Origin of the sequence: Aliinostoc sp. HNIBRCY26 (genome assembly GCF_050235535.1) — a bacterium.
GTDB lineage: Bacteria > Cyanobacteriota > Cyanobacteriia > Cyanobacteriales > Nostocaceae > Trichormus.
Window position 1 is genome coordinate 2,475,480 of record NZ_CP189852.1, and the last position, 13,647, is coordinate 2,489,126.

Below are 13,647 nucleotides of genomic sequence, written 5' to 3' on the forward strand. Positions count from 1 at the left end.
ACACCCTGACTCTGTAATATCAATAGATAATCAAGAATCTGCTAACCTGGGTGTGCATGACTTGAGTGAGTAAAATTCCATGACAGCTTTTCAGAATCTATTTAAGGCTGGTGGCATAGTTATGTGGCCGCTGCTACTATTTTCAGTGTTAGCAGTCGCCTTAATTATCGAACGCATTCGCTTTTGGGTAGAAATTACTGGTAAACAAAATCGTGTAGTGCAAGAAGTCCTAAAACTTTACCGTCTAGATAATGTCGTCGGTGCTTTAGATCATCTGCAAAAAAATGCAGACTTACCCATCGCGCGGATTTTTTTGGCTGCTTTAGAATTGGAAGAACCTACCCCAGAGGAATTTCGCCTAGCTTTAGAAAGTGAAGCACAAGCCGAAATCCCCATACTCAAACGCTTTCAAAATATTTTTGATACAATCATCGGTTTAGCACCACTTCTAGGTCTTTTGGGTACTGTTTTAGGGTTAATTACTTCCTTTGCTTCCCTAGATATTGGCGATGTAGGTGGGACGAAAACCGCAGGTGTGACAGATGGTATTAGTGAGGCTTTGGTTTCTACCGCGTCCGGCTTAATTGTGGCGATATTTACGCTATTCTTTGCCAATAGCTTTCGGGGACTCTATCAGCGTCAAATTGCCTGGATTCAAGAATATGGTGGTCAATTAGAATTACTTTATCGTCGTCGTTACGAACGAAAAGATAAATTTTGACGGAAAAAATTTGGTTTTGCAGCCGTAATTAGTATATTAAAACTGTAAATCATTTGTGGAGTTAAGTTTATGACCATCTGGGTAAATGAGCAAATCGACCCCTCTGGGATGATTCATGCCTGCATTGCTTGTTGTGATGAGTCTCAAGCTAAAGATTGCCATGAGTCTTTTGAGGGGAATTTGACTGATCTGCAAAAAGCAAGCGGTTGGGTAGCACGATTGCGGACAGTAGATTCTTGGGATGAAGTCCCAGTTAATGCTTTAAAACTAAATTAGTAAACACAGGCAAAAGCAAAAATTCACTAATGCAAAAGCAGCTGTTCACTGCCTCAGCATCAGATTAGGTTAATAAACAATAAAAACTAGATTAAAGTTTCACCATTGATTGGTAATGATTAAACAGGAAAAAAATTTTCCTGATCTAATGTTGATTTTTTGGAATTATTAAGAGTTATCATCGATCCTAAAGAATCAATTAAAAATTTGCAAAAATCTAATCAATGTTGTGAACTATCCTCAAGTTTACGCTGTCACACCCAGCAGTCCCATTAATTTGGTTGGCAAAATGGGACAGGCTGTGCAAATTTCTATTCATCCTCCTAGTGAGTATATTAGTGCCAACCGCGATCGCATCTTCCCTGATTGGCAACATCAACCGCAGTTTTGGGTGGTGATTGTCTTACAGCGATCGCGCTATCCTTTAGTAAAGAGTAGCCGAGAAATTGAACAAGAAAAGCAGCTTTTACGAGAAAAGTTTATGAGATTTGGCTGCGATTTAGCCTTTAATCTGAAGGATCGCGGTTATTTAGCCGACCTTGTAGACCCTCGCACTGGCTATCCCCTATTTTCTCGTCCTGGGGAAATCCCACATAATGACACAGCTGTTGTCAAGGCTTTACTTAACTACCCAGTGCTAAAAAATAAATGCTGTGTATTAGTTCATCCCACTTGGGGAACAGCAGTTTATCCTAGTGTTTTTATTTCTACTGCGCCACCCGTAATGTTGGAATTGGCAATCAAAAGTGTAGCATTGATGCACGGGTGGGAGGAAATTGAACAAGAGGTATTAGTCAATCAATTTTAGATTTTAGATTTTAGATTGACTCCGAGCACATTAGCGTAGCGGGACAAAGTTCGATTACAAGACTTGAGGATTTTAGATTGATGTCAATAAGTGGATAGATCGGCTTCGTAGTATATTTTTACGCCGCTAAAAAATAACTTGGGATACTATCGCCGTAAATCTGTATACTGATGATTACGTGATTTTCAGTATTAACCCAGAATAATGGCTCAAAGTCCTCATCAAAATTCACAAATTTTCTCAGATAAGTCAAGTGTTAGTAGTTACAAAACTAAGCCAAGTTCTGAGTTTTACTCTCTGTTTTCTGAGGCAGAAGTTTTAGAGATTATTCACGCCTTAGAGGTGAGACGAGAAATCCCCTTAAAATATTCTTATAAAGGTAGAGGAGCGAAAATTTGGGATGATTTCTATTTAAAATATATTATTCCTCGCTGGTATCGCTCATCAAATGTAGAAATTGAACTTTTAAAGCAAAACTTTGCCTACATCAATCATTATTTTCATGACTGTGAAAAAATCAATGTTATTGATGTCGGTGCAGGTAATTCCTATCCAGCTAAGAAATTCATCTCACAACTACATAAATTAAATAGAGTTAATAAGTATGTGGCTCTAGATGTCAGTGAAGAATTATTAAAGGTATCGAGAAATAATTTCCAAAAATGGTTTCCGAAAATTGAGTTTGTCAGCCAAGCTATAGATATCGAAAATAGTTTTATTCCTCAAGAATTGTTACAAAATCAAACTGAGGAGTTAACAAAAAATATCGCCAATATATTCCTACATTTAGGAGTGACAATTGGCAACCATCAAAATAGAATCAAAGTTTTCAAGAATTTCAAAGATAGTATGGGCAAGCATGATTTATTGGTGTTCACTAATGAAATCGGTGCTAACTCCACATGGGATGGTAGAGCTAGAGGTGGCTGTGATTACCATGCAGGCAAAATATATGAGTGGATTAAAAACAGTATAGGGATTAAATATGAGGACTGTGAACTGATCAGAAAGTATGATTCAGTAACAGATAGTGTAGTTGCTAATCTGAAATTTCGGCAAAATTACACGATAAATTTTCAGTCTCAAGGAATAGATAAAAATGTGAATTTATTTGCGGCTGATGAGGTTACTATTTGGCGACATCATAAACATGAAATACCTGAACTGTTACAAGAAATAGAACAAGCTGGATTAAAACTTGTTCACTATCAAACTAATAAATACTGCACGCATATTATGATGATGTGTCAGGTGGCTGATTGAAGGGATTGGGGATTGGGGACTGGGGATTGGGTATAGAAATCAAACCGGACTCCTCTAAGTTAAGTTTATTTACCTAATCTAGGTCTTCAATCCAAAATCCAAAATCCAAAATCTAAAATTCAGAGGGTCATACCAATTCACTAAAATTCTGATACAGATCCAAACCCAGAAACCCTTCTTATCAAGTCAGGATTTATCAATTGCGTTAGCGTAGCGGGACGTTAGTCCATTGCGAATTGCGAATTGCGAATTGTGAATTGGTATCAGCTATTTTTAGGTTTACGCAAATTTTGGGAATTGATGGGGACAAGGACTTGGTTAAGGTTGCGTAGTTGTTCGGCTGTACCCATACAAATTAAGGTATCTCCTGGCATTAAAATGGTGTCGCCGGTGGGGCCGCCGATGAGAGTACCATTGAGACGACGAATGGCTAAAACTAACGCGCCAGTTTGCGATCGCAGTTTGGCTTTTTGCAAACTTTGACCCACAAAAGGACAAAAAGCTGGGTCAAGTAAAAATTCTTCCATGTACAATTGGCGGTCTGCACCTGTAAGAATTCCGTCTACAAAGTCTAAAACTTGCGGTCTGAGGGCAGCAGCAGCCATGCGCTTGCCTCCTGTAATATAGGGAGAAATGACGGCATCTGCCCCACCACGTTGTAATTTTTGTAACGCTTCTTCCGTACTGGCGCGGGCGATCGCCCGAATTCCTGGATTCAGTGTTTTTGCAGATAATACAGTGTATAAATTTTCGGCATCAGAAGGGAGAGCCGCCACAATACAAATAGCTCGTTCAATTCCCACTTTCAGTAATGAATCATCCAGAGTAGCATCCCCTTGAAAGGCTACATAACCCTCATTTTGCGCCCTTTCTACAGATTCTGGTTCGGAATCAATCACGACAAACTGCACACCTTCAGCACGAAATTCCTTGGCGATTTGGCGACCGGTGCGACTAAATCCACAGATGATGTAATGTCCTGAGAGAGATTCCATTAACCGCCTCTGTTGTTGGAGTCGAATTCCCTGTTGAAAGTAACCTTGAATTACCGCTTCTGTAAAGCGGTTGACAATGTAACTGATGTTGATGACACCCAACAAAATCAAGGCAATAGTAAACAACCTTCCCCGGCTACCCAAAGGACGCGTTTCCCCAAATCCTACCGTAGCTAGAGTAATAACTGTCATGTAAAGGGCATCTTCCCATGACCAACCCTCTACGAACTTGTACCAAAAAGTGCCAATGAAACACACACCACCGAGCGCGATCGCCCCGCTCATTAATTCTCTCTGAATCCGTTGGTACTTCTGCTCAAGAGTTGAATACAAAGTTATATTTCACCACTGCCTACCCTTTGAGGATATATAATGTTAGACCCAAGTGAAAGTATGAGATATCGTAAATCCCAAGCAATTTTGTAGAATTTCTAGGAAACTAGTAAGTAAGTAAGTATACTATCTAAAACTTTTAGGAGGAGCGGTAGTGAGCCTACAAACTCTACTTGAGCAAGGCACAAACCCCCCAGAGTCAGGCGTTTTAGCATCTCATCCCTTTAGTACAGACAGCTTTGACTCAGCTGTTATGTCTACTTATGCTCGGTTTCCCATTACCCTAGAACGGGGTGCGGGGTGTCGAGTTTGGGATACTCAAGGTAAAGAATATCTAGATTTTGTCGCTGGAATTGCTACTTGCACCCTGGGACACGCGCACCCAGCAATGGTGGAAGCGGTGACACGGCAAATTCAAAAGCTGCATCATGTTTCTAATTTGTACTACATTCCCGAACAAGGGGAATTAGCTAAATGGATTATTCAACATTCTTGCGCCGATCGCGTTTTTTTCTGCAACTCTGGCGCGGAAGCCAACGAAGCTGCAATCAAGTTGGCGCGTAAATATGCCCATACAGTCCTAGACATTGAAAACCCTATTATCCTCACAGCTAACGCCAGTTTCCACGGTCGAACTTTGGCAACTATTACCGCCACTGGACAACCAAAGTATCAAAAATACTTTGATCCTTTAGTACCTGGCTTTCACTACGTCCCCTATAACGATATCAGTGCTGTTGAAAGTGCTGTAACTGAGTTAGACGAAGGGGATTATCGCGTCGCCGCTATTCTCATCGAACCATTGCAAGGTGAAGGTGGCGTGCGTCCTGGAGATGTGGAATACTTCCAAAAACTGCGGCGACTGTGCGATGAAATCGGTATTTTGTTGATTTTCGACGAAGTACAAGTGGGTATGGGACGCAGTGGTAAACTTTGGGGTTATGAACACCTGGGGGTTGAACCAGATATCTTTACCAGTGCTAAAGGTTTGGGTGGCGGTATCCCCATCGGTGCGATGATGAGTAAGAAATTCTGCGATGTTTTTCAACCAGGAGAACACGCCAGCACCTTTGGCGGAAATCCCTTTGTGTGTGGGGTGGCGTTGAGTGTTTGCCAAACCTTGGAAAAAGAAAATATCTTGCAGAATGTGGAAGCTAGAGGCGAACAGTTACGCGCCGGATTACGCGCGATCGCCGCTAAATATCCCCATCACATTACTGAAGTCCGTGGTTGGGGTTTAATTAACGGGATGGAATTGTCAGCTGACACCCAACTAACTGCACCAGAAGTTGTCAAAGCCGCTATTAATGAAGGCTTATTGCTGGTTCCAGCCGGGCCAAAAGTTGTACGCTTCGTTCCGCCTTTGATTGTCAGTGAAGCAGAAGTCAATGAGGCGTTGCAAGCTGTAGAGAAAGCGATCGCTTCTCTCGCAGTTTAGACATAATCAAGCTTCACAACTCCCCCGCTAACCGCGATCGCTGTTGGCGGGTGATTTTTTTAGCTATTCACGCAGATTAGTGCAGTAAAACGACAATAATTAAACGCAGATTAACACAGATACACGCGGATAAATTTTGTCAAGTATAGTAATCATCCATGTATATACATATTGTCAGAGGGAAGTTATATATCTTAAATCTTTCATCATCCATGTATATACATTAAATATTCTCATTGTCTACAAAACCTTGACGAGCAAAGATTTCAATGGCTTGAGAACGGCTGATGTTATGTTTAGCCGCTAATTCTGCTAACTTTTCCCAAGCCGTATCCGTCAGTCTAATAGACCTAAGTTGTTTAGGTTCATTGGCGTACTGCATCTGAAACTTACCGGTGGAGTTGCGTTTGCGTTTGGGTGATTTTTGCTGAGTGTCAGAAGACTGATGATGAAGTGTGCCAGAAGTGAGATTAGTTGTCATCAGGTTGACTAAGTTATCAACGAGGCGATCGCGCTCCATTGGTAAAATGTCCTGACCATGCAGCATGATTTGAATAATCGTGAAATGTATTAAAGTCCCCATAAAAATACGTGCTGCTACTTGCGGGTCAGGTAATTGTAATTCTGGATGCTTCGCAAAATACTGACTCACCAAATCTATGCCAGGCTTATCGACGTTGCGGACAAAGATTCTGGCTAGTTCAGGAAACCTCTCCGACTCACCGATAATCAATCGAACTAAGCTTAATAAGTCTTGTTCTTGATTAACTTTATCCAAAACATCGTTTGCTATGTAACGAAGAACTATTGGGGGGTCTCCTTGCAAAAACTGCTCATCTAGAGTTGCCAAACATCTTTTTTCTGCGAGGTGTTGAACTAAAGCAGTAAACAGTCCTTCCTTGTCTTGAAAGTAGCTATAGACAGTGGTTTTAGAAACACCTGCGGCCGCTGTCACCCTATCCATCGACGTAGCAGCATAGCCATGTGTCAAAAACTCTTGTATTGCACCCGTAAGAATGGCATCTATTTTGTCTTCTATGTGGATCTTCTTTTTTTTCATAGGATTGGGGATTGGGGATTGGGGATTGGGGATTGGGGATTGGGGACTAAAGCTAACACCCCTACACCCTCATACCCTCACACCCCTATACCCTTTTATTTTTTCAGATTAATATTGACATTATTGTAATGGACGGTTTAGTCTAGTTACATACAACTAAACTAAATAGTTTACTAAGCATACGAAAGAAAAAAGAGGGCTTATGGTGCGTGATATAGCAGCTAAAAGTTCCGCATTTTTCAAGCCTAGCTCTCGCCCATTTATCATACTGGCAGCAGCTACGGGTTTTGCGATCGCTGGACTCAATGGTTATAAATTTTGGCAAAGTCAGGAACAAGCATCTAGTGCTAGTGAAATTACTCAAGCTGCGCTACCACAGGTAACTACTGTGACAGCCTTGGGTAGATTAGAGCCGAAAGGAACGGTAATAAAAGTTTCCGCACCCTCATCTAGTCAAGGAAGCCGAGTAGAGAAACTCCTAGTCCAAGAGGGGGATAGAGTAAAAAATGGACAGGTAATAGCCATTTTAGATGATCGCGATCGCCTACAAGCTGCATATCAAGAAGCCCAAGCCGCCATAAAAGTTGCCCAAGTTAACCTAGCCAAAGTCAAAGCAGGGGCGAAATCTGGTGAAATAGAAGCGCAAAGAGCAGAGATTGCTCGCTTAGAGGCGCAAAAAGTAGGAAATGAAAGAGAACAACAGCAAACAGTAGCTAGACTAGAAGCCCAGTGGCAAGGTGAAACCACAGCCCAGCAAGCCACAATTAAAAGATTAGAAGCAGAATTAAAAAACGCTCAAATCGAATTTCAACGCTACCAGCAACTTTATACTGATGGGGCAATTTCCCAATCTGCCTTTGATAGCAAAAAGTTAAATGTAGACACCATTACACAGCAGTTGGATGAAGCCCAAGCCAACCTGCAAAAAGTTGATGCTACCGGACGCAAACAAATCAGCGAAGCCAGAACCGCCCTAGCCCGAATCAACGCCACCAATAACCAGCAAGTAAGTGCAGCCGCAGCAACTTTAGACAAAATAGCTGAAGTCCGCCCCGTAGATATAGCCGCCGCCCAAGCCGAATTGAATCGGGCGGTAGCTTCTGCCAAACAAGCCGAAGCCAATTTAGTACAAGCCTATGTCAAATCGCCCCAAGACGGTGTGATATTTGACATTCACACCCGTGCAGGTGAAGTAGTATCAAACGACGGCATCGTAGAAATTGGACAAACCAATCAGATGTATGCAGTGGTGGAAGTTTACCAAAGCGATGTCAATAAAGTCCAACCAGGACAAAAAGTGCAGATATCAAGTAATTCACTCAAAGGACAATTACAAGGAAAAGTAGATTGGATTGGCTGGAAAGTACAACGGCAAAACATTATTAACACCGACCCCAGTGAAAATATTGATTCCAGAGTTGTAGAAGTTCATGTGCAACTAGACGAAGCCTCCAGCGAGAAAGCCGCCAAATTTACCAACTTGCAAATCAAAGCCGTAATTGACTTATGAGTCAGAGACAAGAGGGCAGGGTGCAGAGGGGCAGGGTGCAGAGGAGAACTCACTTTCATTCCCAATCCCCAATCCCAGAAAAAGTAAAAAGGCAAAAAAATCTTTTCCTTTCTTTTTACTTTTGCCTTTTGCCTTTTGCCTTTATCCCCAATCCCCAATCCCCAAAATTATGTTCCAACAAATACAAAGCCGTACACCCCTGGGATGGTTACAACTTAGCCATAATAAAAACCGCTTACTTGTGGCTTTAGCAGGTATTGCGTTTGCTGATGTGCTAATTTTCATGCAAATGGGCTTTCAAAGTGCCTTGTATGACAGTAATACTCGCCTGAATCGTACCTTTCTTGCTGACATCATATTAATTAGCCCCCAAAGTCGTAATATGCAAAACTTGGCTACCTTCTCACGGCGACGACTTTTGCAAGCGGCAGATGTACCTGGTGTCAAGTCAGCAGAGGGTTTATATATTGGTTCACTTACTTGGAAAAATCCCCAAACTCGGCGGAAAACTACAGTACAGGCAATTGGATTTAATCCTGAACAACCAGCCTTAAATGTACCAGAAATCAACAGTCAACTAAATAAAATTAAATTACCAGACACCTTCCTCTTTGACAGAGGAGCTAGAGGAGAATACGAAAAAGTTTTTCAACAAATAGATGCAGGCAAAGTTGTCACGACAGAAGTAGATAAACGTACCATCACCATTGGAGGATTATTTAAATTAGGTGCATCTTTTGGTGCAGATGGCACTTTAATTTCGAGTGACGAAAACTTTCTGCGATTATTTCCCAGAAGACAATCAGGGAGTATTAGCTTAGGCTTAATTAATGTTAAATCAGGATATGACTCTCAACAGGTATCTGCAAATTTAAAAGATTACTTAAAGAGTGAAGATATCAAAGTATTGACTCGTGCAGAATATATCAAAATGGAGGAAGATTACTGGAAAACAGAAAGCCCCATTGGGTTTATTTTCGGTTTGGGTGTGTCAATGGGTTTCATTGTGGGTGTGATTATTGTTTATCAAGTCCTCTCCACAGATGTTAATGCTCATATGAAAGAATATGCCACATTTAAAGCAATGGGCTACCGCAACTCTTATTTATTAGGAGTAATTTTTGAAGAGGCAATCATATTAGCGGTATTAGGTTTTATTCCTGGTTTTATTGTGCCGTTAGGACTGTATAGTTTAGCAGCTAATGCTACAAACTTACCAATATATATGACTGCTGTGAGAGCTATAGTAGTTTTGTCATTAACAATTATCATGTGTGCAATTTCTGGCGCAGTAGCTACTCAAAAATTGCAATCTGCCGACCCAGCAGATATGTTTTAAATAGCGTAACAGGTGATCGGAAAATCACTAATAACTAATGAATATTGACTAATAACTAATGACTAATAAATTTGAATCTGTAATTACTATTGAGAACCTGGATCATTACTTTGGGAGTGGTCAACTCCGCAAACAGGTTTTATTTAATATCAACCTGGAAATTAAAGCAGGGGAAATTGTGATTATGACAGGGCCTTCTGGTTCTGGGAAAACTACCCTGCTGACTTTAGTCGGTGGTTTACGTTCTGCTCAGTCTGGTAGTTTGCGAGTCTTAGGGCAAGAACTATGTAATGCTAGTAGCGGCAAATTAACCCAAGCGCGACGCAATAACGGTTACATTTTCCAAGCACATAACCTGCATGGTAGTTTGACAGCCATTCAAAACGTCCGTATGGGCTTAGAAGTGCAAGGAAAAATGTCACCCCAGGAAATGCTGACGCGATCGCAGCAGATGTTAGAAGCAGTAGGATTAGGGCATCGACTAAATTACTACCCAGATAGCCTATCAGGAGGACAAAAGCAACGGGTAGCGATCGCCCGTGCTTTAGTTAACCAGCCCAAAATTGTCCTAGCCGACGAACCCACAGCCGCCCTAGATAAACAATCCGGCCGCGATGTCGTGGAACTAATGCAAAAACTAGCCAAAGAGCAACACTGCACCATTTTATTAGTCACCCACGACAACCGCATTTTAGATATAGCCGACAGAATCGTTTACATGGAAGACGGCTATCTCGTTTCCGTAGGCGAGAGGGAACAGAAGGTAGGGGTGTAGGGGATAAGGGAGCTAATGAGTGCTGAGTGCTGAGTGCTGAGTGCTGAGTAATGACTAATGACTAATGACTATTGACTATTGACTATTGACTAATAACTTTTTCCCTAATCATACTGGCGGTAGCGGGAGCGAGTAAAACGCCGTTGCGATAATGTCCAGTTGCTAGTAGAACATTATCTAATCCTGGCAGTTCGCCGATGACTGGGGCTGGGCGACCTTCGGGGCGTGGGCGCAAACCTGACCAAGTGCGGACGATTTTGGCATTAGCTAATTCTGGACAAAATGCGATCGCCTGCTGTTTAACTGACTCTAATAATTCTTGATTGGCGAGAATCTCATCGCTATCTGTGGGAAATTCCACCGTCGCGCCTATCCAATAATCTCCACCACCAATGGGGACTATATGTACATCATTACCATTGATGGCTGGTTGAAAGTCAGGATTACCTAACAAATGTCCTAGAGATACTTGTAGGGCTTGTCCCAGCACCGGACGAATATCTATTTTTTGATTTAACTGGGCTGTCAAGGCAGTAGAACCCAACCCAGCCGAGATAATCACCCAATCGGAGAGAAATTTGCCTGCTGTTGTTTCTATAGAGTGACATTTGCCATTTTCTGGCGTGTCGATACCTAAAACATTGACACCAAATTGAAAATTTACACCTTTTTGTTGGGCTGCTTCTACTAAAGCCAACGTCAAGGCTGTGGGGTCAAGTTGGCGGTCTTGAGGAGAATAGACAGCACCAATCACTTGAGGATGATCAAGCTGGGGACAGATACTTGTAAGTTTCGCCTTGTCCCAGATTTCCAATTGCCAACCTTGGGAGTGACGAATTTCTGCTAAACTTTCCCAACCTGCTAAATTTTCTGCCTCTACACACAAGCTGAGAATACCTTGACGGTTAAAAGGGATAGTACGTCCTGTTAATGCTTCCAACTCAGGAATCAGAGTTTCATAACGTTGAATACTAGCCTGTCGCAATCGCCAAGCCTTACCTTTAACCTTATGACTAATTATCCCCACCAAAACACCCAAAGCCGCACCAGTAGAAGCCTGTGCGGGGGGTTGTTTGTCAAATACCGTAACGTTGAGTTCTGAGACTTGGCTAAGTTCATAGGCGATCGCCGCACCAACCACGCCACAACCAATAATCACTACATTCATAACTTTTGCTGACCATAAAGTTAGGGAATAGGGCATTGGGCATTGGGCATTGGAATAAAATCTACCTTGTCTCCTTGTCCCATTCCCTATTCCCTATTCCCCATTCCCCATTCCCTACTCTAACTAGCTTCTGATTCGCTGCTGGTAGCAGGTAGTAGTTGGAGGAATTTATCAACGTCAGCGAAAGCAGTTTTATAGTTACTTAAGGCCAGTTGAGTATTACCAGCACTAGCTGCCTGATCGATTTTTACCAGATGACCGAGTAAATCTTTGTTGATTTGCCGGGCTGTGGATTGTTCTTTGGGCAGTAGGTTGGGTGTGATATAAGTCATACTCAGCCTAGCTTCTGTCATTGGCCCGTGGATAAAATTACCCACATCGATCCACTCACCTTTTTGAATCAGGGTTTTCAGTTCGTCTGCGCGATCGCGCACAGCTTTCACTTCAGGGTAATGTACCTGAATTTTCTCAAGTTGAGCAGATGTGTAAGTTGGAGGTACAACTGCGGTAGTAGGGCCACCGCAACTAACTAGAAATGTTGCTACAAGTGCGATAAGTATTGAAATGATTGAGCGTTGACGCGCCATACACTGAAATTGGTTGGTTTCTTTTTGCTGATTCACAGTGTAATTTTATATCGCTGAGGCAATTTATCGTTCCCACCAGCAAATGATTTTGTAGAAATTTTTTGATATTTCTCCATCCTATTTCCTACAAAAAGCTCAGGATGAGCTATTTTTAGAAAAATATTAAGTACAATTACTTAATATTAGGAATTAGGTATCAAGGATTGGGAATTGGGAAATCAGCAGAAAAAGTCACCATAACAATATATTTTACCTTTTAACTTTTTACTCCCCAGTCCCCAGTCCCTAATCCCCAGTCCCCACTCCCACCTTTTAAGTCCGTTCCAATCAAGGAGTGTTTTTCGTGAATGCAGCTGAACAGGCAACTAACCTTGAACTCGCCAGCAAGATTGCTACAGCAGTTAACTTGTTCAAATTCGAGTTTCCTGATGCCAAATCAGATTTAAAACCCTGGAAAAATGACCCAGACACCAGAGAATTAGTTGATCCAGATTCTATAGACATTGGGTTTCATTTTCCTGGTGTGAGTAAATCTTGGCGCAGTCGCAGTATTTTAATTCAAATCCGGTTTCACCAAGACCCGATCACGAAATCACGAAGAGCTATTGGCTTAGAAGCAGCTGGGTTTGATCACCGTGGCGAAGTTTGGCGGTTGTCTACGATAGAAACGTGGGATTTCGTCGGTGAATCACTACCTTCCGTTGAAATTGCAGACAAACTAAAACAAGTGTGCCGACAAATTTTAGAAGTATTTAACAAAGAGAGTCATTAGTCATTAGTCATTAGTTTTTTTCCCTACTTTCCCTTGTCTACCTTGTCACCCAGTCCCCAATCCCCAATCCCTAATCCCCAATCCCCAGTCCCCAGTCCCCAGTTAACAATCCACGCAGTAAACCGATTGATATGTGCTATCACGTTTACCGAAGATGGTATAACGATTATCCCGAATTTGTTCGTAGAAGCGATCGCCTGCCCATTTTGCTCCGGGTAAGGCTCGATATGCGTCTACGAAGATGCTACCAAGAGGTAACAAGCGACCAATTTCTTCTGCGGCATCACTACCTTGCCAGCGTTTCTCAGGTGCATTGGCATCTACTAAAATCATGCCTTGTTGACAATTTTGTTCTGTAATACCCCATTGCTTTAAGCTTTGCTCATCCTGCATAGGAACGTAACGCAACAGTTTTCCTTGGTCTAGAGTCTCTAGTAGCTGCACTAGAGTAACGCAGAGATTACAGTTGCCATCGTAGATTAAGTAATAATTCATTCTTAAAAACCATCTTTGCTTATTAACAATTTTATGCAAAATATCTTAAGATATGGTTAATTAATGCAATTCAATGCCATTAAGTATTACTTCATTGGTAAATTCTT

14 protein-coding genes are annotated in these 13,647 nt (G+C 41.8%); 9 read left to right on the forward strand and 5 right to left on the reverse strand.

The features are described 5' to 3' along the window. Positions 1–79 precede the first annotated feature (79 nt). From ACQFX9_RS10575 to ACQFX9_RS10590, 4 genes are all read left to right on the forward strand, one after another. A complete protein-coding gene (locus ACQFX9_RS10575; protein ID WP_427161960.1) occupies positions 80–721 on the forward strand; it encodes a MotA/TolQ/ExbB proton channel family protein in 642 nt (213 codons plus the stop codon). 69 nt (positions 722–790) lie between these two features. Continuing rightward, positions 791–997 (forward strand): glycogen debranching protein, encoded by a 207-nt coding sequence (locus ACQFX9_RS10580; RefSeq protein ID WP_103138360.1) that lies wholly within the window; start codon positions 791–793, stop codon positions 995–997. A gap of 229 nt (positions 998–1,226) precedes the next feature. Next, a complete protein-coding gene (locus ACQFX9_RS10585; RefSeq protein WP_427161961.1) occupies positions 1,227–1,805 on the forward strand; it encodes a methylmalonic aciduria and homocystinuria type D protein in 579 nt (192 codons plus the stop codon). A 204-nt stretch (positions 1,806–2,009) separates the two neighbouring features. Beyond that, positions 2,010–3,068, forward strand: coding sequence for an L-histidine N(alpha)-methyltransferase (locus ACQFX9_RS10590; protein WP_427161962.1), 1,059 nt, complete (start codon positions 2,010–2,012; stop codon positions 3,066–3,068). A 263-nt stretch (positions 3,069–3,331) separates the two neighbouring features. Here the strand turns inward: ACQFX9_RS10590 and ACQFX9_RS10595 are convergent, their stop codons facing one another. Further along, on the reverse strand, positions 3,332–4,396 hold the full coding sequence (locus ACQFX9_RS10595; protein WP_427161963.1) for a potassium channel family protein: 1,065 nt from the start codon (positions 4,394–4,396) through the stop codon (positions 3,332–3,334). A 154-nt stretch (positions 4,397–4,550) separates the two neighbouring features. Here ACQFX9_RS10595 and ACQFX9_RS10600 point away from each other — a divergent pair, with 154 nt between their 5' ends. Beyond that, entirely contained in the window at positions 4,551–5,834 is a 1,284-nt protein-coding gene (locus ACQFX9_RS10600) for an aspartate aminotransferase family protein (RefSeq protein WP_427161964.1), read from the forward strand. 223 nt (positions 5,835–6,057) lie between these two features. Here ACQFX9_RS10600 and ACQFX9_RS10605 read toward each other — a convergent pair whose 3' ends face one another. Further along, a complete protein-coding gene (locus tag ACQFX9_RS10605) occupies positions 6,058–6,894 on the reverse strand; it encodes a TetR/AcrR family transcriptional regulator (RefSeq protein ID WP_427161965.1) in 837 nt (278 codons plus the stop codon). Between the two features lie 202 nt (positions 6,895–7,096). Between ACQFX9_RS10605 and ACQFX9_RS10610 the strand changes: the two genes are divergently transcribed. The 3 genes from ACQFX9_RS10610 to ACQFX9_RS10620 all read left to right on the forward strand — a co-directional run bounded on the left by ACQFX9_RS10610 (position 7,097) and on the right by ACQFX9_RS10620 (position 10,518). Continuing rightward, the gene (locus ACQFX9_RS10610; RefSeq protein WP_427161966.1) at positions 7,097–8,404 is read left to right on the forward strand and encodes an ABC exporter membrane fusion protein; all 1,308 of its coding nucleotides are present in this window, start codon (positions 7,097–7,099) and stop codon (positions 8,402–8,404) included. Positions 8,405–8,573: 169 nt separating this feature from the next. Further along, positions 8,574–9,743 (forward strand): ABC transporter permease DevC, encoded by a 1,170-nt coding sequence (gene devC / locus ACQFX9_RS10615; protein ID WP_427161967.1) that lies wholly within the window; start codon positions 8,574–8,576, stop codon positions 9,741–9,743. Between the two features lie 58 nt (positions 9,744–9,801). Beyond that, positions 9,802–10,518, forward strand: a complete 717-nt coding sequence (locus ACQFX9_RS10620) for a DevA family ABC transporter ATP-binding protein (protein ID WP_427161968.1) — start codon at positions 9,802–9,804, stop codon at positions 10,516–10,518. Between the two features lie 82 nt (positions 10,519–10,600). On the opposite strand, the gene ACQFX9_RS10625 is transcribed toward ACQFX9_RS10620, so the two are convergent. Then, complete coding sequence (locus tag ACQFX9_RS10625) at positions 10,601–11,686, reverse strand: NAD(P)/FAD-dependent oxidoreductase (RefSeq protein WP_427162853.1); 1,086 nt, start codon at positions 11,684–11,686, stop codon at positions 10,601–10,603. 119 nt (positions 11,687–11,805) lie between these two features. Continuing rightward, a complete protein-coding gene (gene psbQ, locus ACQFX9_RS10630; RefSeq protein WP_427162854.1) occupies positions 11,806–12,273 on the reverse strand; it encodes a photosystem II protein PsbQ in 468 nt (155 codons plus the stop codon). Between the two features lie 343 nt (positions 12,274–12,616). On the opposite strand from psbQ, the gene ACQFX9_RS10635 reads away from it, so the two are divergent. Continuing rightward, positions 12,617–13,045, forward strand: a complete 429-nt coding sequence (locus tag ACQFX9_RS10635) for a hypothetical protein (protein WP_427161969.1) — start codon at positions 12,617–12,619, stop codon at positions 13,043–13,045. A gap of 102 nt (positions 13,046–13,147) precedes the next feature. Here the strand turns inward: ACQFX9_RS10635 and ACQFX9_RS10640 are convergent, their stop codons facing one another. Beyond that, on the reverse strand, positions 13,148–13,540 hold the full coding sequence (locus tag ACQFX9_RS10640; protein ID WP_427161970.1) for a thiol-disulfide oxidoreductase DCC family protein: 393 nt from the start codon (positions 13,538–13,540) through the stop codon (positions 13,148–13,150). Positions 13,541–13,647: the final 107 nt, after the last annotated feature.